Source organism: Hymenobacter sp. GOD-10R (genome assembly GCF_035609205.1).
Taxonomy (GTDB): Bacteria; Bacteroidota; Bacteroidia; order Cytophagales; family Hymenobacteraceae; genus Hymenobacter.
Window position 1 is genome coordinate 5,137,770 of sequence record NZ_CP141184.1, and the last position, 19,895, is coordinate 5,157,664.

The 19,895-nt window shown below is 40.8% G+C and carries 18 protein-coding genes; 2 read left to right on the forward strand and 16 right to left on the reverse strand.

Going from position 1 to position 19,895, the window contains the following annotated elements; all coding sequences use genetic code 11:
- Positions 1-44 precede the first annotated feature (44 nt).
- The gene (locus tag SD425_RS20475) at positions 45-1,082 is read right to left on the reverse strand and encodes a glycosyltransferase family 2 protein (protein ID WP_324671894.1); all 1,038 of its coding nucleotides are present in this window, start codon (positions 1,080-1,082) and stop codon (positions 45-47) included.
- 26 nt (positions 1,083-1,108) lie between these two features.
- Entirely contained in the window at positions 1,109-2,203 is a 1,095-nt protein-coding gene (locus SD425_RS20480) for an acyltransferase (protein WP_324671895.1), read from the reverse strand.
- A gap of 1,085 nt (positions 2,204-3,288) precedes the next feature.
- Here SD425_RS20480 and SD425_RS20485 point away from each other — a divergent pair.
- Entirely contained in the window at positions 3,289-3,579 is a 291-nt protein-coding gene (locus tag SD425_RS20485; protein ID WP_324671896.1) for a hypothetical protein, read from the forward strand.
- Positions 3,580-3,640: 61 nt separating this feature from the next.
- On the forward strand, positions 3,641-3,994 hold the full coding sequence (locus SD425_RS20490) for an IS1 family transposase (RefSeq protein ID WP_324671897.1): 354 nt from the start codon (positions 3,641-3,643) through the stop codon (positions 3,992-3,994).
- Between the two features lie 81 nt (positions 3,995-4,075).
- Here SD425_RS20490 and SD425_RS20495 read toward each other — a convergent pair whose 3' ends face one another.
- From SD425_RS20495 to SD425_RS20560, 14 genes are all read right to left on the reverse strand, one after another.
- Positions 4,076-4,648: a hypothetical protein gene (locus SD425_RS20495; RefSeq protein WP_324671898.1), complete on the reverse strand. Its 573-nt coding sequence runs from the start codon at positions 4,646-4,648 to the stop codon at positions 4,076-4,078.
- Positions 4,649-4,987: 339 nt separating this feature from the next.
- Positions 4,988-5,884 carry a glycosyltransferase family 2 protein gene (locus SD425_RS20500; RefSeq protein WP_324671899.1) on the reverse strand — a complete coding sequence of 299 codons (897 nt, stop codon included), beginning with the start codon at positions 5,882-5,884 and terminating at the stop codon, positions 4,988-4,990.
- Positions 5,885-5,988: 104 nt separating this feature from the next.
- Positions 5,989-6,771, reverse strand: coding sequence for a glycosyltransferase family 2 protein (locus tag SD425_RS20505; protein WP_324671900.1), 783 nt, complete (start codon positions 6,769-6,771; stop codon positions 5,989-5,991).
- 942 nt (positions 6,772-7,713) lie between these two features.
- On the reverse strand, positions 7,714-8,535 hold the full coding sequence (locus SD425_RS20510; protein ID WP_324671901.1) for a DUF5672 family protein: 822 nt from the start codon (positions 8,533-8,535) through the stop codon (positions 7,714-7,716).
- Between the two features lie 61 nt (positions 8,536-8,596).
- Positions 8,597-9,436 carry a glycosyltransferase family A protein gene (locus SD425_RS20515; protein ID WP_324671902.1) on the reverse strand — a complete coding sequence of 280 codons (840 nt, stop codon included), beginning with the start codon at positions 9,434-9,436 and terminating at the stop codon, positions 8,597-8,599.
- Between the two features lie 37 nt (positions 9,437-9,473).
- On the reverse strand, positions 9,474-10,697 hold the full coding sequence (locus tag SD425_RS20520) for a glycosyltransferase family 4 protein (RefSeq protein ID WP_324671903.1): 1,224 nt from the start codon (positions 10,695-10,697) through the stop codon (positions 9,474-9,476).
- A 93-nt stretch (positions 10,698-10,790) separates the two neighbouring features.
- A complete protein-coding gene (locus SD425_RS20525) occupies positions 10,791-11,822 on the reverse strand; it encodes a glycosyltransferase family 2 protein (protein ID WP_324671905.1) in 1,032 nt (343 codons plus the stop codon).
- Between the two features lie 31 nt (positions 11,823-11,853).
- The gene (locus tag SD425_RS20530) at positions 11,854-12,957 is read right to left on the reverse strand and encodes a glycoside hydrolase family 99-like domain-containing protein (RefSeq protein ID WP_324671907.1); all 1,104 of its coding nucleotides are present in this window, start codon (positions 12,955-12,957) and stop codon (positions 11,854-11,856) included.
- Between the two features lie 47 nt (positions 12,958-13,004).
- Positions 13,005-13,841, reverse strand: coding sequence for an FkbM family methyltransferase (locus tag SD425_RS20535; RefSeq protein ID WP_324671908.1), 837 nt, complete (start codon positions 13,839-13,841; stop codon positions 13,005-13,007).
- Positions 13,842-13,853: 12 nt separating this feature from the next.
- Positions 13,854-15,086 (reverse strand): ABC transporter ATP-binding protein, encoded by a 1,233-nt coding sequence (locus SD425_RS20540; protein WP_324671909.1) that lies wholly within the window; start codon positions 15,084-15,086, stop codon positions 13,854-13,856.
- 54 nt (positions 15,087-15,140) lie between these two features.
- Positions 15,141-16,040: an ABC transporter permease gene (locus SD425_RS20545; RefSeq protein ID WP_324671911.1), complete on the reverse strand. Its 900-nt coding sequence runs from the start codon at positions 16,038-16,040 to the stop codon at positions 15,141-15,143.
- A gap of 405 nt (positions 16,041-16,445) precedes the next feature.
- Positions 16,446-17,390 (reverse strand): glycosyltransferase family 2 protein, encoded by a 945-nt coding sequence (locus tag SD425_RS20550; RefSeq protein ID WP_324671912.1) that lies wholly within the window; start codon positions 17,388-17,390, stop codon positions 16,446-16,448.
- A 220-nt stretch (positions 17,391-17,610) separates the two neighbouring features.
- Positions 17,611-18,600 (reverse strand): acyltransferase, encoded by a 990-nt coding sequence (locus SD425_RS20555; protein ID WP_324671913.1) that lies wholly within the window; start codon positions 18,598-18,600, stop codon positions 17,611-17,613.
- A 181-nt stretch (positions 18,601-18,781) separates the two neighbouring features.
- Positions 18,782-19,891: a DegT/DnrJ/EryC1/StrS family aminotransferase gene (locus SD425_RS20560; protein WP_324671914.1), complete on the reverse strand. Its 1,110-nt coding sequence runs from the start codon at positions 19,889-19,891 to the stop codon at positions 18,782-18,784.
- Between the last annotated feature and the right edge of the window lie 4 nt (positions 19,892-19,895).

Consider the following 19,895-nt stretch of genomic DNA (forward strand, 5'->3'; position numbering starts at 1 on the left):
GGTTTTATCTAGAAGACAACAAGCATTTTCATCTAGTACAAATATCAACTAACTTTCTGCTTCTCGTACAGCTCTTCGACTAAAGACGTCTTAAAAGGGAACTTAGCTGAGCTAAATTCCGGTCTAAAGTATTTGACCATAACACTTTGATAACGTTTAGCATATATAAATCCTTCTATAATAGTTTGATGAGCATTTTTCTTTTGTTCGCTCCTAAACAAATTGATAAAGTAGTTAGTGACCTTATTGAAGGTTAATATGCAATTATACAAATAGACGCCAGGCGCACCAAACCTTTTATAAATGAGCAATAGCTTAGACAAGGCAAACTGCTTATTCAAGCCTACTCCCTTTAAGCTAGTTGTATTCGCGCTTGTACCTCCGCCAATATGAATAATTTTTGTATTAGCAAGATATTGGAGGCGGTAGCCAGCCTTCCGCATTCTATAACACCACTCAAATTCTTCATAATACATAAAAAAATCAGGATCTAGCATCCCTACTTTTTCTATTACTTCTCTCTTACACAAGATATAAGCACCAAGTAATGCTTGAACATCATGTGTAGTTTGATGCCGCTGCATTACATACTCCATATTCCTGTACTTAGCAAACCCCAATAGTTTTACTAATTGATAAACAATTGTATTATCTAGCAGAGACGACCACAAACCTATTTTATATTCAAAAGAGGATACTTGGTCTACACCATTCTCGTAGCATAGTTTACATCCTACTGCCGCTGTGTCTTTAGACAAGACAGGGTCACTTAAATAATCCACACACTGCTGAATAGCATTCTCTTCAACAATAGTATCTGAGTTTAGCAATAAAATATATTCACCTCTTGCTAGTACAATAGCAAGGTTATTTCCCTGAGCAAATCCCCCATTTATAGGATTTTCAATGAGAGTTATAGCAGGAAATCTGTCTTTAAATTGTTTGGCAGGACACTCTTGCGAAGCATTATCAACTAGTATTATCTCATACTCATAAGCAAACTCTTGCTGATATATTGATTCAATACACCGGCAGGTCATGTCATATGTATTGTAGTTAACGATTATGATAGAAAGCTTCATCAATCAAACTAAATTAAGCAAATAAACTATACCAGCTGCTTAACGGAGTAAGCCTTTGGATATATACTCTTGATTTTCATAAACTTTTTCTCGACTAAAAACCAGGAGATATATGCTAAAACAATAACTACCGGAATTGATAGCAACATCAGCATACCTACAGTTGGCTTGAAAAAATACACTATAGTTTGCTGTACAGGGAACCCCCATAAATATAATCCATAAGAAGGATCCCCAAACTTTCTTATTTTAGACAAAACACCAGTTCTTGATATGCCAAAGTAGATAACTAGCAGAGGAAGTGCAGTAAACTTAGTTATGAAAAACCCACCCCAAACCAGAGAAGAGATGATAACAATTACAGATGAGCAAATTACGATATTTTTATACTTTATAAATGGCAAATCAAATAACACAAGTACAGACCCTGCGAAAAAAAACAAGCCAAATTCAGCTATAACTTTGGAATCAATATTATAAAAAGGGATTGTAAATCTAATATTATCACCTATATTCCACAAATAAATATAATATAAAATAAATAATCCATAAAGGGTTAAAAAATACTTCAAGAACAAATTACGCAAATCTTTTATCCCAAAAAACAAGGATAACACGCAATAAAACATAAACTCATATGGGATAGTCCAAAGAGACCCGTTTACCACTTCAGGGTATGGATTAGCAGCAAACACACCATCTATATTATATTCAACTTTTAATATTAAATTACTTAACAAGTATCGAATAGTAGTACTATCCGTAACATACTGAACTACGTTCTTTGAGCTAATCCAGTAACCACCAATGACACTTAGTATAACGATCACCCATAAAGCTGGAAAAATACGAAGGCTCCTTTTCCAATAAAAGTCGAATAAATCATCACTTCTGAGAAGGCTCTTCATGATCAGGTATCCGCTGATAATAAAGAATCCTCTCACTCCAACATACGATAAGGTTGTCTGACCATTACTGATTTTAAATAGAAAATCTTCCTCAGGAACACCTGACAAAGGATAACAATGAGTTATTAATACAAAAAGAGCAAATAATATTCTTAAGAAATCGAAATTATTCTCATGACTAATTTCCCTAGTGGACTCCTTACTAATATTCATTTAAGTGAGTATATTAATTTTTTTATAGAGAAAGTATTTAGAATGTTCTCAGGCAGGCAGCAAACTCCCTGCCATGTACGTTAAATAAACCACATCTACTTGTCCAACACACCTAGCTTTTAAGACTCTTAATTTGTAAGTATATTTTCATTATCAATCGCATAAATACTATTCGTTTGCTATCCTGCTTGCCTAAGTTTGGATTACGCTTACAATGCTTCAGTATCAGTATCAGTATAAAAGGTTATCTACTCCCTGATACACTTATTGATAGAAAATGAGAGGTCCTGAAGTTCATCCTTAAGATGCATTGCATTAGGAGTACATTATAGGAGAGGATAGAAGAAACGAGTGAGTAAGTTACAACAAGATTCTTTAAGCTCAACTTCAACCGACAGCTATACAGATCGTTTTTGTCACGGGTAGCTACCGGGACTGTGGCTTCAACCTTATACTGTGCTCAAATAACTTGACTGCTTCAGCTAAGAACAGTAAGCCATGCCTACCCTCTTATACCCAACCCTTACGTATTCATGAACACCGCGGCGTAAATCGGCAGATGTGTCAACGGGCGCAAACGCTACCTGCTTACCAGTACTTGGGACTAGATTTAGATGGCGTAGTGCATGCAGCTGATGATCAAGGTAGCCTCATAGTACGCTGATTTTGCTACTCATCAATCCAAGTAGAACGACAGACACTTCTTTCTCTACAGCGATGCATTTGCCGTGAGCTGCACGAGTTGCGTATTGAGTAACCTGCTTCTAACGCTGCGCAGCTGTGCGCCCTAGCCCAAGAATAAATGATGGAGCGAGCCTTTGCCTAGCTAACTTGTTTTCGCTGGTTGGTTATCAACTACAGCTACTTGCCCAGCTATAGCAGCTATGTACCGTGGCTCTGCTTAGCTAAGGATTATCTAGCGCCTCAACACTCTCATAGGTACAATAACTATACTTTTACTTTATCTCGCAGTGGCTACTCTCTCAACAAAAGGTTGGCAGAACAAAGGGTATCTGCTTAAACCATAGTCATGGAATATCTAATTTTAGCGGTGGTCTAGAAGGTGCTTTTGGTTAGTTAGGAGCATGCTTCAGACTACGGTGGCTTGTGCCAAGTGCGGCAGCAGTGCCTTACGCAAGAACGGCAGCAGCAAAGGCAAAGCCAAGGACGTGAGCACGGCCTGCCGCCACCAAGCTGTGTTTGCCCCGGCGGCTCCGCGCAAAGCGGCCCAGTACGCGCAAGTGGAAAAACTGCTGCTCAAGTGTGTTTCGCAGCGGGCGATTGTGCGGCTCACAGGCGTGGCGCGTATGACCGTGGCCAAGCTGGCAAAAAAGCCCGTACGCCCCCGACTAGTTGCCGCTTGCCCTTGCGGGTGAAAAAGCTGGAACTGGACGAAATGTGGACCTTTGTGGGCCGCAAGCAGCGCAAAGTATAGCTGTGGCTGGCCGTAGAGCGTGGCACCCGGCGCATCGTAGCCGGGTGTTGGGCTGCCGCGGGCAAATCACTGCGAAGCGTTTGTGGCAGGCCCTGCCTAGACCGTACCGGACCACCACCTGGTACTACACCGACGAGTTGCAGGCCTACCACGGCGTACTCCCGAAGCGAGCACATCAGGTCTGTGAGAAAGGCAGCAGGCAAACCAGCATCGTCGAAGCCATTAACTGTTCCTTACGCCAGCGCTGCAGCGTCCTGGTGCGCCGCTTCTGCTCGTTCAGCCGTTCACTCACCATGCACCAAACCCGTATTCAGCTCGTCGTTGACGAACATAATCGCCGACTCACAAGCTCTTAGACCACCGCCCTTCAGCCGGCTCAGCAGGATAACCTAGAAGCTTTTACTTGAAGCTGAATATGCCTTGAGCGCAGTTCCCCTTTATTCGTGTATTTCTTGATAAATAGCTGCGGCTACTGCTTCTGAAGACCCTTGCGTTTGCCACCAATGTAGCGTTTGATAGTGAAGATCGAGCATACGGGTAGGTTCGGCTAATAAATGCTTTATTGTTTTGTGTAGTTCACGCCATGAAGGCAGTATTACAAATGGAGCATCTTTGTGCACAGGTACATCCGGTAAAGGTGTAGTAACAACAATATTGCCTAACTGCGCAGCCTCGAAGTGCCGCATGGTCTCAGCGTTTTCCACCCCGGCTAGGCACAGACAAATCTTACTATCTTGCATAACCACAGCATATTCATCTGGAGAAATGCCGTTATGAAAACCTGTGCTAAATCGAATAACAGAATTGGAGAAAGTTGCATCAAAACTAGTACCCAACAGCTTTTTACCCCGATGAAGTAATGCGAACGGTACTAAGTGAGCACCGGTTAGGGCCCGATAAAGATTGGCACGGCCTAGGTGCAAATTTCCGGAAAAGAATACGTTATATTTCCTCGTTTCAAAGCTTTTGAAACCCGTAGCGGCAAACTGAGTGCTAGGACCAACTGCCAAGTGATTAAACTTGCCTTGGCCATGGAAGCGGACTGGTAAGTATGTGCGAAAAATATAGTCTACCTTGTCGTAGAAGGAATACGCGACACTCGACGATTCATCACCAACGCACAGAGCTATTTTCTTTTTAGCAGTATCAGCAATGGTTAAGTCATTGCCTTTTCATTTACTTAGTTGAAAATAGAGATATAATTCATATTCTCCTGCAAGCTGACTTTGTAGAATATCTATCTACTCTATTAATATAATCAGATTCGCGAAAAGTACATACATCTTTTATAAGATAGTTACTTTGAATAGCCTCCATGTTGATAGTGAACTAGTTATGTAAACTACTGATTACAGTAAAGCTAAGTACAGTTTTAAGCAACGTAATAAGAAGTACGGATTTTTATTCATCGAAAAGGCTTCGTTTAATTGATTTCTAGAACCTTGTTTATCTTGAAAACGATGCAAAAGATCATATGCTGTAATCAAGCCCAGCTTAGCGTAAGTCCCGAATGCCTCACGCAATTGCGTATTCTTGTAGTCTACAGGCATATATTCGTTAATAATTGCAATAGCACGCTTGACATCTCGCATATTTTCTCCGCTACGAATATATTGCCCTGTATTAGAGGATTGATGCCGCCGGTACTCAGCTAATACAGTTGGCTCATATGCAACCGGGTATGATGCTGCAATACGCACCCACATCTCCCAATCCTCCGTCCAAGATAAGCGCCGGTCAAATCCACCTAGGTTTTCATATACAGCTCTTCTTACTACAATCGAAGGAGTTTGAATCCGCTGGTGCCCCCCTATGGTGAGAAGCCAATTATCCAGAATTCCAGCAGTTGATCTTTCGGGAACGGCTACCGAATCTTGAACGCCATTTTCATTGATATAGGCATAGCGGCAGAAGGCCGCACCTGCTTCCGGATAGTTAGCTAGTAAACTACCCATACCCTCGTAAAAGCCAGGCAGCACCCTATCATCGCCATGCAACTGATGCACGATCTGCCCGGTTGAGCGCTGAAGACATGTTTCGAAATTACGGGTGTGACCCACATTCTGCGACTGACGAAAAAACTTCACCCGCCCTCTACCAATTTCTGCTACGACTGCCTCCGGATCATCTTTGGTAGAATAATCATCAATGACCTCAATTTGCATTAAATCTTCTCCAGGGTCTTGCGCCAGTACGCTCTGCAACGTTTCCCGTAGATAGTTAGCACAGTTATATGTCGGAATCATTACTGACCAAAGCGGCCTACTTACGCCTGCAGGCAGAGGTGCTATAGCAGCTCTTTGATTTTGTGAGCTAAGAGGCATGTTGAACGTTTTCAGAAAGAGATACTTTACCTTTTGAAGATCTGCTGATAGAATTTATTCAAATTCATACCGAGCTTAACTAATTTATACTGCATAAAATTTTTCATAAGAATATTCTCTGTAACAAGAACTTTTATATTTTCCGGTACGAATGTATTCCATATAGATAATCTTTCTGAGTTATATTTAGAAAAATTATCTACAGCACTTATGCCAGCATAATCATAATCAACCATAAACATATTAACATGTTTGAAACATTTGTTGTTCAAAAAGGCAATTAGAAACAACCAATAATCGGATGCAAGCCTGTATTTCTCTGGATAGGGTCCGAATTCACTAAATAAGCTAGCTTTAATCAGTGAAGCCTGATGATTGATAGTCGATCCGTGAAGATATGGGAAGGTTATTTGCGTCGGATATCTCCATATAGTTACACCTTTATCTACTATTACGTCTCCGTAAACAATATCGACTTCTTGGTTATCAATCAAAAAATTATAACAGTTTTCAATAGTGTTCTTATCAAAAAAGCAATCTCCGCTATTAAGAAACAATAGATAATTACCAGTAGCTTTGGAAATTCCTTTATTCATGGCATTGTATATGCCAGTATCAGGCTCACTAGACCAATAATCTATAGTAGCTGCATAAGCGTTAATAATATCAATACTACCATCTGCCGATCCTCCATCAACGACTATATATTCAAAAACATCCCTTCTCTGTTCAAAAACAGATCTAAGAGTCTTTACTAATCCTTCTTTATTATTAAAGTTGACCGTAATTATAGAAATAGTCTTATTCATGTATTTATGCAGCCACGTAGCTTACAGTACCAATCTTACTGTCCCTTCAACTTATAGAGTGAGGGAATAACTCGTTGGTTAGTCGCAGCGATTTGGGTATGAATTTATTATCATCAGTGATTTCATACTAGAGAGTAGCAAGTTACAAATGTAGCCAATGATTCAATACTAGGCTTTCATATAACTAAGCTATAGCACTACTCTATATATATCGTAGCTGTTAGTCATCACTGCATACATAATCACCGACCTATTCAATTAGGCAGACAATCAAGTTACTAATCAAATATCAGACACTTCTACACTTTGCCTTTCATAAGGCCTAATACTAGAGCCTGCCTGTGATCTACTGTACTTGAGAAACCTGCATGCATCCAATTGTAGTCATTATACAACAATACACATGACTAATCCTGAACAACATCATAAGTAATTTTCTTATACAAGGTGCTTTCTGGGCTTTAGCTAAACGTATAATCTAGTTCAGATTAGGCCTACTATACTACTTCATGTTTGCTTGCTATAATCTAACATATTCTCTATCAAATTATTCATACGATATCTAGAGTACCTTAAACGGTACAGCTTAGCAAACTATATATTTCACTTCAGTACAGAAGTAATTGCACAACACTTATACACGTTTAGAATAGATACAAAAACTAGCTAATTGAAATGATGACGTAATACTAATCCCGCACGTGTACTTGTTTAGATAGACTAAATACGAACCTTAACTTATAAACATAAACTTAAAACCCATAACTAGAATAAGCTACAGCTATAAAACAAGAACAACTACTTATGTCATAAAATAATTTATCGTATATAATAAAAATGTATTTATCAAGAACTTTTAAGTCATTACCATATATAATAAACCAAAACTATAAAGAGCATTTTTTTTAAATCAACAAGAGGAATTGCAGAATCGGCTATTTACTACTCAAGCGTATAGCCGAATTTTTCGATGAAAGGCTTCCAAAAGCCAACATTATACTTTTGCCAAGCATGAGCCCCCATCGGTAGTTGGTTTCCATTTATAGCAAATAAAACGTCAGCGTTTACTTCAAAAGCAAATGCAATAGCATCCTGAACGTTACCAACCTTAAACCAGGGAAAAAACGCAGGTATTACTTTGCACCAGAAGAGATCTTCGTTCTCGTTGAAAAGCCAAGGTAGTATGGAGGAATAGTTCCGCTTTGTGCGTATTATCTCATGCCTTGCTACCTTCAAGAATGTAATAGGATTCTTCAACGCCTGTACCAGGCTTGCTGGACTACTTGAAGTTATGTTAAATAATGATAGCAATTTCAATACAGCCAAAGAGGAATTGATATTCCGCAGAGAAAAACCGCCGTTACCTATTCCAATTATCTTACTGTCTTTTGAAGCAGTGCCAAACCCTTCAAACCAAGGCGCGCCAATATAATCATAACCTTTATCAGTAAAGAAGCTAACATTATTTTTAAAAACAAATACATCTAACTGAGTAATTAGCATATAATCGTATCCTTCGAAAGATCCGAAAAACTTTATATCAATAAGAAGCTTATTATAACCTGATATATCCGCAAAATAACTTTTATCGAATATTTTGCAGTTGATAACGCAGTCAACTTGATCACTATACTTATCAACGTCAATACTCGCATGTGTCACTATGAAAATATCGTAAGCACATAGAACTTTGCACATTTGCAGAAAAGATATCTTCTCTGTATTATCAAGATCTTCAAAATCTTTATATACTGGAGTAACCACGCACACCTTACTCATGACAAGTTTGCAAATTTAAAATTCAAAGTATTGACTTACAATACAGCTAATATGTATTATAACCTAAAGCTACCTTTATGATAAATTTTAATTTGTTATTCTCAAGGTACGCATTATGAAATTCATACTTTTTAGCAATATCAAGCAAATAACTAATTATCCCTGAATGGTGTTTACCGTAGATATACTCCTTATTAACAATATGCTTTGATGCTTCATATGAATCAGATGCTGACATAGAATTAGCAACTACTCTGTAATAGAAGCATGCTTTATTTAAATAATGAAATTTCCCCCCTGAAAGAAACATATTAATCCAAATTTCCCAATCCTCATGGCCCATAAAAGCCATCTTCCCATCATATCCACCTACCTTTTCCCACAGTGACTTTCTATACAATGCACAAGCATCAATATAATTACAATCAAGCATCTTTATAAAACTAAACTCACCCACTTGCCTCAACCCTGCTCCTCTATCACTATCCCCAAAGAAGATAGGGTTGCCATACACCACATCAACTGAACTATCTTGATCTAATATATCTACAGCTTGCGTTAAGTAATTACTATGAACTTTATTATCACTGTCCAAAGGCAGAATATAGTTGGCCTTAGCAGCTGCTATGCCATTATTTCTAGCAGCGGCCAACCCTTGATTGTTCTGACGAATTAAGTTATAGCCTTTTTCCTTAAGCTCCTGCAAAGTAACCAGTGTCGATGGCTCAGTAGAGCCATCATCTACAATAATAATCTCAAAAGAGGTACCTCCTGAACTTTTCTCAATGCTCTCGATGGCCTCTTGCAGATAAGCTCCATGATTATAACATGGAATTACAATAGAGACAGTTGGTGTCATAGTACTTTTTACAACGATTTTGTGCAAAGCTAACCGCAGTGAGCTAGAAGCGAAAAAATTAGTGTTACAGCAAATCGCTGTAACACTTCTCCATTAGGCTTCCTATTACCTCTTTATTGTAGGCTTGTAAAACTTTTTGCCTCGCTGCTTCTCCTAATTTTGTTCTCAGTTCTGCGTCGTTTAATAAGCAAATAATAGCTTCGGCAATTGCTCGTGAATTCAATGGGTTTACCAGTAATCCGGCCTTTGGGTATTCCAGCATATCCTTCATTCCTCCTTGATTACTTCCTACAATTCCTCTACCTGCGCTCATTGATTCTAAACAAACATTAGGAAAGTTTTCCCATATACTAGGAAAAACACAAACATCAGTATTTGATAGAATGCTAGGAATATCCTTGGGAGTAGCTTGAGTGAACTCTAGTCTACTTTCATACCCAACTAATTGCTTTTTGATATACTCATCCATGCTCATACCAGGAATAATGGAGTGAACAGGTTTACCTACAAACTTAAATTTGACGTCAGGCACAGCTTCACAAACGTAAGGAATTGCTTTAGCAAGCTCTATTAAGCCCTTCCTTATTTCTAAACGTCCAATAAAAGTAACATTTTTGGTTTGTGTAGCACAGATAGGTATTTTCAAGAACTCTTCGGCAGGAACAAATGGGTAAGGCACATTTAAGATATGGCTTCTGCTAATTGCCCATTTCTTTGAGACAATATCGCCAAGTGAAGTAGAAGGTGTATGAATCTGATCAGCTAATGCTGTGGTTAAGTAGTCTATATCAGTTGCCTTATTACGCCATACCCCCTTTTTCCAATATCCTTCCCGTATTTCGCCCTTCAATAGTCCACCGAGCATGTGTCTGCCTTTTCTGTATAGACTGATTTTTTTTGACGAATAAGAGTTATCTAATGCTAGGATGAAAGCTGCAGGTGTATGAAGCTTTACAACCATTGGAAGTGAAGGAAATCTTTTTTTGATCTCATATCCATCCCCAGAATACTCTGGAGATTCTATGAGATCAAAAGCATGCTCTTCATGCTTCTTCTGAAAAATGGATAGTACATCCTTTGGAAACTTTCCCGTGTCGGTAAGAACACGATGTACTAGGATACCTTCAAAAGTCTCAGATACTGTACGAGTAGGTGACCCACAAAAAACTTCTACATCATGCCCGCGACTCTTCATCATTTTAGATACTTGGTAGACGTAGGTAGCTATGCCACCTACAGCTGTATCTGGAGGGTACTCAAAACTTATGTACGCTATTCGCATGAGCATGTATAAGCAAGGGGGGTCTTTGTTTATAAATCACCGATAGTAACACGAAGATTTTAGTATAACCATAAAAGCATTATAATTAATATACTAGAACTAAATCTTGACAAAGCTAATAACTTTTCTAAAAATTGGGTATAAAGTTTTATCTCCTAGGAGTTGTCTTAGTGCACTATAATTATTAGAAAGCAAAAATTCTTTACACCTTGATTTTGTCAATGCCGCTGTAGGCTTATCCAATTTGGTCATATTCTTGTAAATAGCATAATTCCTGGTTAGGGGTATGTCATATCTCAACACACCCTCAAACCACATATTAAAAAACTCAATCAGTGTTTTACTGTAAAAGTGCTCATCTGGATTCCCATAGCTTTTTATGGCAGCTAGCACAAGCGTTAATTCATAAAAGTATATACCGTTCACCAGGGTTTTACTTCGAACATTATTGCTATGATGTCTGAAATAATTTAACGGTTCTGCCACAAAGCATACTTTAGATATAGCAAATATGCTAGCCCAATACAGCCAATCTCCTACCAACCTCATTTTCTCATCAGCGGGCCCTGCTCTTTCTGCAATGGAGCGTCTAAAAACTACTGCACTAGCATTGGGTATCACATTTCGATATGACATGAATTTCCTTATTAAGAAATTCCCCTCTACACAGAAATCCTTTTCCCATAATTCAGGGTCTAGCTCCGCGTATAGAGCATGACTTCTGGCAACTGTATTATTGTATTCAAATAGATTCCATGAATCACAATAAACTAAGCCAACTTCAGGATCATCATCTAACTTAGAAACTAATTTTTCTAAAAAATATTCGTCAGCATAATCATCACTCTCAGCAATCCAGATATACTCTCCTTGCGCTAGTGCAAACCCCTTATTCCACTGCTTGAAAGTACTACCACTATTTTCTTCATTATAGACGACACGAATGCGAGAGTCTTGAGAGGCGTACTTCTCAATAATTTCACGGCTATTATCAGGAGAGCAGTCGTCTAGTATTACTACTTCTATATAGCTTACTGTCTGCTTTAATACCGACTCGATACGCTGTGGCAGATAACGAGCATGGTTATAATTGGGAATAATAACCGAAACCTTAGGTTTTTTTGTACTCATGCTTCCGGTGTACTAGTTATTACAGCTTGCCTTACTTGAGCAGAACGCGTGCAGTGGCTTCAAGATATTGTCTTCCCCACTTTTGGCAGGGTTCCAGATGATTACCTTCCGCCCATTCATTCCATGCATTAATAAAAAGCAGGTTTTCATCTTTTGAATACGGAATGAATGTATCAGATGCATGTTTCAGCCATTTTTCATATAGAGCTGGTGTCGAACCGTGAATAATGAGTGCATTTTCTTTGCGCCTCGCACTATTATCCCACGCAGGCGTAACGCAAGGAAACTTCTTGTAAGCGGCCTGGGGCCTAGCCATCACGTTCTCTATGTACTGCTCATACAAGTATACTTGGTCACGTTGGTAGGGCGAGGTTTGAAGCCCAGCTTTGACCAAGAGCTTTTCTTTTAAGCTACCATAATAGCGCTCCGGGAAATCATGACCATCGGGCTGAAACTCCATCGCAGCATCAAACCCGGTCTCCGTCGGGCTGGTATTGCCGGAAAAACGCTCTACACGGATCAAATAAATTTCGCCTATACCTAAGCGTATACATTCTTTCCGCCACGTTTCGACGGTTTCGCGGATGTTAGGAAAAAGCTCTGTACGATAGACTATAAAGACAGGTTTGTTATCAATCCGGATATATCGCGGGTCAGCAAAAACTTTTGCTAAATACTGAATATGAAGCAAATCATCTTCTTTGCTATAATCTTGTTTTAGTAAAACCTCCGCTTCTTGCCCATCCCAACGTCTGGTCCAGTTTTCATTAGCCCAGCACAAACAGAAAGGAAAATCTGGTTGGCCTGAAGCGAGTACTTCTTCAAATGGCCGTTCAAGAATTCGTCGTCCATTGAACCAGTAATGATAGTAGCAAAAGCCTTGTATCCCATATTGCCGCGCCATATCAACTTGTAACTGACGCGTCTCGGTAACTCGTAAATCATAAAAGCCTAAATCTGTGGGTAGTTGAGGCTGGTAATGACCAGGAAAGCGGGATTGCGCTTTAGCAACATTCGTCCATTCTGTGAAGCCCATACCCCACCATTCATCATTTTCAGGGATAGGATGAAACTGAGGAAGGTATATAGCAAGAGCTCTTATGTCTAAGTTGACGCGATGGAGAATATTGTCCATGTATAGCTTTCTAATTTTCAGAACTTATTTTGTAAAAAAAGAATGCGCTATCTATACGCAAATATATTAAGCTGCATATCGAACGCCTCACGATCTATTTTATTATGGTCAACAAATGGGTGCTCCATGATATTCCACGCAGATTTTATATGGTATCTAAAACCTGCTTTACTTACAACATCTAATAAATCTTGTAAAAGCTGGGGCTTTGCAGAGCTGCTATGATACTCTATAAATAGATTCTGAACTAATGACAGACTATCCTTACAATCAAAAAGCACTTCATCTTCTGCTCCTTCAATATCAATTTTCAAAAAGTCTATTTTTTCCTTGAGATAATCTTTCAATCTCACTGCCTTAACTTGCCTTATATTATTGGCTTCATTGCCGGCATCTATAATCTTACCTCCCAATGAATTATCTGCTTGGAACGTCAACACACCATTTGACTTCCAAACAGCTGCATTCACCAAATTTATATCTGTAAATTTAAATGCACTTATATTATTTTTACAAACATTATATATATTTGAATCAGGTTCAAAAGCCGTAATTCTTGCATTAGGAAACATGCGCTTGAAATAAATAACACTCAAACCAATATTAGCACCACAATCCAATATCACAGGACTCGTAGTTTCAGTCTCAAACTTATATACTTCGTCTACAAAAACTTCTTCGACATTCTGCACAAACCAAAATGTATTATTCCTTTTTATTTCAACGCCATAAAGTAAAGAATCAGAAACATCTTTCTTCGTATACATATCACCATATATGTAATGACAGTACTCGTCAAATGTAACCCCAGTATGTTCAATTTTTTTTTTGAAATTGATTTTAGCTAAGGTGTTTCTATGAAAAATATTTTTAAAGTTTTTCATTTTAAAAAGAGCTTAAACCCATTTGTATTTACCAAATACTACTCCGTAATCATATTCTCCATGCTTCGACATGTCAGAACCAGAATCAATCACTTTGAAGCCACACACATCTTCAGCGATATCGAACTGCTTAATCCTAGGCACATGCGTGAAAGCATGCAGAGAATAATCCCCTCGGACTAACATATGTGGCTCTATTATTAATTTCATAGAACTATTAATATAAGTTGATTCACAAGAAAAAACTCTTCTCTTCTTAGAATCTAGAATCATTACAAATACACCAACATTGGACGCTTTATCCTGCACATTTATTTCAAAATCTATCACAATTTGTCTGTCATAAAAAAAATCACTAGATACCTCACCATTATCATTTTCGAGTTGAATTTTCTTGATTATAAATGAATGGCTCAAATCACTATTCGGGTTGATATAGATAGCAGACTGTGTTTTCTGATTCAGATAGGAAGATATAACGGTAGAAAGCTTACCATCGCAAAAAACCTCCCCATTTTTCATCATGATACCGTGTGTACACAATTGAGCAACTGCACCTAGATCGTGACTAACAAATAGAACAGTACGTCCATCATTTACGCTCACATCTTTCATTCGGCCTATACACTTCTTCTGGAACTCAGAATCCCCAACTGCCAGTACCTCATCCACAATTAAGATCTCTGGTTCTAAAAAAGCCGCCACAGCAAAAGCTAATCGTACATACATACCACTGCTGTACCTTTTTACTGGCGTATCTATGTAGCGCTCGACGCCGGAGAAATCTACAATCTCATCGAACTTACTCCGAATCTCGGCTTTGGTCATGCCTAGAATAGCGCCATTTAGGAAAACATTTTCCCTTCCTGTTAACTCCGGATGAAATCCAGTGCCTACTTCTAGCAGTGAAGCAATGCGACCATTTACGTTTATTTTGCCAGTAGTAGGTGCCGTTACCTTTGAAAGAATTTTGAGGAGTGTAGACTTGCCTGCGCCGTTGCGGCCAATAATACCTAACACTTCACCTTTCTTCACCTCAAAACTCACGTCTTTCAACGACCATACAAAATCACTGCTCCCTTTGCTAGTACGATCGTTAGTTTCTCCGATTTTGACAAAAGGGTCTTCGTTACCTCGCACTTTAGCCCACCAGCGGTTTAGGTCTTGACTTATTGTACCCGTGCCTACTTCGCCTAAGCGATATAGCTTGCCTAGGTTTTCTACCTTAATTGCAATGTCACTCATTATATCTTGATTTACTCAGGTACGGTTCGTGGAGTAGAGAAAGAACAATGGAGCCTACACCGTATCCGTGAAGCTTTTCTGTACCCGGTTGAAAATGATGATGCCTGCCAGCAGCACAGTCACTGTTACGGCTAAGCTGTAGCCTAAAGCGCCCCAACTGAACGTACCCGAGCCCAAGAAAGCGTATCGGAAAGCTTCTACAATGGAGCTCATCGGGTTGGCCGCAATCAGCAACCGATACTCAGGATTGGTGATGCTTGAGAGCGGATAGATAACCGGAGTGGCATACATCAGCAGCTGCACACCAAACGCTAACAGCATAGCTAGGTCACGGTACTTAGTGGTGAGGGCGCTGAAAATCATTCCGAGCCCTAACGACAACAAACCCATAATCACGACCAGCACAGGCGTAAGTAGTATAAACCCATTAGGGTGTACCGCGCTGCCTTTGATAAGGTAGTACCCCCACATCAGCAGGAACAGCCCGAACTGAATGCCAAAACGCACCAGGTTGGAAATGACAATGGAGAGCGGCATGGTCAGGCGTGGGAAGTACACCTTACCGAAGATTGAGGCATTGTCGCGAAAGACTGTGGAAGTAGAGGTCAGCGTCTGGGCGAAGTAGTTCCAGATGGTAATGCCAGCCAGGTAAAATACGGGGCCGGGCAAGCCGTCGGTGTTAAGCTTTGCGACCCTACCGAAAATAATAACGTAGGTAATAGTTGTGAGCAGGGGCTGGATGAAGAACCAAATGGGACCTAGCACCGTCTGCTTGTAGGTTGAGACAAAGTCGCGCCGCACAAACAGCATCACCAAGTCGCGGTAGCGCCATACATCTTTGAGGCCTAGGTCCAGCAGATTGGAGCGGGGCTGGATAACCTCGGTCCACGCCTCTGGCTCTACTGATGTGAGGGTTGGGCGCTCAGGTTTGGTCAAAACGTTCGTAGAATTCACGGTGAACTATAAGAGGCTATTTGGGGGCACAAAGTTAATCAAAACAAAACCAAGCGTTGTCACAGGAGCTTAATGTGCTATTCAGGAGAAGCTGCATGACACTCCAATAAGCAAGCCACACATACATTCAAAAAGCGGTATTTAATTTATAATTTACTGCAAATCAATACATTACAAGCAAACACTAATTTAAACGCTTGGCCCTACACGTAGCTTCAATGGACGCACCACTGATCAGTATGATCCCGGTCCGGTTAATTGTTTGCTAGCTTACTCACCCAAACTTAAGTCCTGTTCATTAAGATTCGCCATTAGAGCTAGGGCGCAAAGCTAGGGTATGCTCTGGTCTACTTACCAACTCACCGTGTATCTTGACTGGTGCCGGGAAGCACAGAAATGTTTGCTCTATTTTTCCTGGTTTTGCTCGTATACTTGCTGTACCACGTACAGGGGCCGTCTACGAGCGGCATCCAAGCCACGCCATACATATTCTCCGATGATGCCCAGAGCTATCATCTGAAAAGCGGCCACGAATAGCATCACCACCATCAAACCCGTCCAGCCTTCTACCTGTATATCGCCCAGCACTCTTAGTACGGCTAGGTAAATTCCATAGAATAACGCACTGAATCCGAGAAGAATACCAAGCACGGAAATGGCACGCACCGGGAAAAAGGAAAAGGCCATAACAGAGTCAATCAGCAGCTTTATCTTCTTCTGCAGCGTCCAGCGCGACTTACCTAGCTTGCGTTTGCGCCTCACGTAAGGAATATTGACGTAAGGATAACCGAGCCAGACCATCAGATAGAAGATATTGCTGTTGCGCTCCTTTAGCTTTAGTATCTCTTCACTCACCTTGCGATCGAAGAAAACAAAATCGAAGCCGCCGTCCGGGATATTCGGGAGAGCAATGCGCTTCATTAAGGCATGAAACGCATTGGAAAACAGTTTTTGTAGACCAGTTTCTTCCCTATCCTGCCGATTCCCGATGACAAGCTTTAGTCCTTTTCGCCAGTAGTCGTACATCTGCACCATCAGCTCTGGCGGATCTTGCAGATCGGCAGTGATGATGGCTAGGCAGTCGCCGGTAGCGTACTCCATACCGGCAACAATGGCATTGTAAGAGCCTACATTGCCGGCTAGCTCTACTACGCGCACTTTGTTGGGGTAAGCGGCCCGAAAAGCCAGCAACTCGCGCAAGGTATTGTCGCGCGAACCATCATCAACCAGCACATATTCGAAGCTGACTTCCGAGGGGAATAGGCTTTCGTTGGCAATCAACTCGCGGGTAGTGACCGGGATATTAGCCTCGTTGAAGTAGCAAGGAATAATGATGGAGAGCTTAGGCATAGGGGCTTAAAGGTACACACAAGCACCTATACACTACCTTGAAAGGTAGAACAATAGCATCATTACCGGTGAACGTGTCATGTTTTAGCAGTGGCCTACGGTCCGGAACGTGGTAACCCTACGACCCAGGTTCTGCGGTGTTCTTCAACAACCACAACGATAGTGGTCCTACGACTTTGGAGTCGTAGGACCACTACGGTCTGAAACACTGCCCCTGATCTTACCCGCCACTCAAAACCCGGATAACAGCAGGGAAGAACCTATCTATTATAATAAAAATAACAAGACAAAAAACAAAGCTTAGTATAGGGTTCCGTAACATCAAGTAGCCTCCTCCTAAACTAGCAAGATCTACAAATCTAAACAATAACAAATTTAACAATGGATGATACAAGTAAATAAGCAATGAATACTGCCGTCCAAACCTAGCGAGAATAGTATCACGGTTTGTTGTCAGCTTTAAGGCTAAAGCAAAAACAACTACAGCAAAAAGTAAAGTTAACAGAACGAATTCTTGATTATGAGGACTAAAACCACTTTTACGATAGATGAGTATTATCTCAATTGCTTGCAGAAGAAAGGAGACAGGAAGAAGAATGTAAATTAGAACTAATGGAAGCCTCTTAATATATTCAGCTTTTTTGGCTGCCATAAATCCCCATAATAAGAAGGGAATAGAAACAAAGTATCTGATAAAACCATGATCAAACTGGGTGTGAAAGAAGCCAGAATAAGCATCTGCCAAGACTACAGTTATATATAGAGCAACTGACCCTATGATTAATAACTTATCCGAAAATCTCTCTAGTAGATATAAGAGAATCAAGTAGCCGAACAACATCGAACCAATAAACCATAGATGCTCTGATATACCATTATCTAAAGTATAGAAGTCTAGTAACTGATAAAAATATTTATTTTCTTCAACTAAAGCTGCTACTAAGTAAATAAGATTACTAATTATGTAAATAGCCAGTAGGTTTTTGATTGTTCTTACAAACTGCACCTCGCCTCTAGCAGCATAGTTTTTTTGAAAGAAGTAGCCGCTAAGTAGAAAAAAGAACGGAACGGCCCAGCGTCCCCACCATCGAATTCCGAGAACTAAGCTGTTTGATAAGTCTGCATAAGGCACATGCAAAGCAACAACAGACAAGGCACCTAGCAGCCTAAACACATCAACTGCATAGTTTCTAGAACTTACTTTACTCATCTATTTATTTGTTAAACAAAAAATCAATCTAAGCAGACGATAAATACAATTGACTATAAACAAACCTATTAAATAATAAAAAAAATTATTGGATTATAATTAATAACATGTTGTAATTTTATTTACAAATAATTCTATACCATTTCACGTTTACTTCTTCATTTTATGCAGGAAGCTAGCTTCAATTATTGTAAAAGCCTCTAATCATTTCCGTAACTGCCTTTGCTTGCTCCGGGCTCATGCCGGGCCACAGCGGCAGGCTCAGACACGTAGCGGCAATTTCTTCGGCCAGCGGGAAGGCGTTGGGTTTGTACCCTAGGTCCTTATAGGCAGTTTGCAGATGCGGCGGCACGGGATAGTGAATGAGTGTACCGATACCTTGCCCGGCTAGGTAACTTTGCAGCGCATCCCGTTGCGGAGTGCGCACTACGTAAAGATGATACACGTGCGTTGCACCTGGCGCCACGGTGGGCAAATGCAGCCCTGAAATCCCGGCCAGTTCCGCTTGATACTGAGCAGCAAGCGCTTGTCGCTGCTGCGTCCACTCGGGTAAGAACGGCAGCTTTGCGCTCAGCACAGCCGCTTGCAGCTCATCCAGGCGCGAATTATAGCCGAGCACCTCGTTGTAGTATTTCTGCTGCGAGCCGTAGTTGCGTAGCGTGCGGACTTGCTGAGCCAGGCTTTCATCGTTTGTAGTAAGGGCGCCAGCATCACCCAAGGCACCTAGGTTTTTACCGGGGTAGAAACTGGTGGCGTTGAGTACGCCAAAGCTGCCCGTCAGCTGTCCGCCGAAGGACGCGCCTTGCGCCTGGGCATTGTCTTCCACCACCTGCAAGTTGTATTTACGAGCAATGGCCATTATTTCCGACATCTGGCAGGCTTGTCCGTACAGATGCACGGGCATGATGGCGCGGGTACGCGGCGTAATGGCGGCCTCTAGTCGGGTCGGATCTAAATTATAAGTAGCTAGGCTGGGCTCAACGGGCACCGGTGTAGCGCCTACCATCGACACGGCCAGCCAGGTCGCAATGTAGGTATTGGAAGGCACTAGCACTTCGTCGCCAGCCTTGATGTTGAGCGCGCGCAATGCTAGATGTAAAGCGTCTAAGCCGTTGGCGACGCCCACACAGGCAGTAGTTTGATTGAAGGCGGCGTACTCCGATTCAAAGCGCTTCACTGCTTCACCTAGTACATACCACTCCGAATCAAATACTTGCGTCATGGCTTCTAATACCTGCGCACGTATCTGCTGGTTTTGCGGTCCGAAGGAAAGGAAGGGAACAGACGTCATGGCT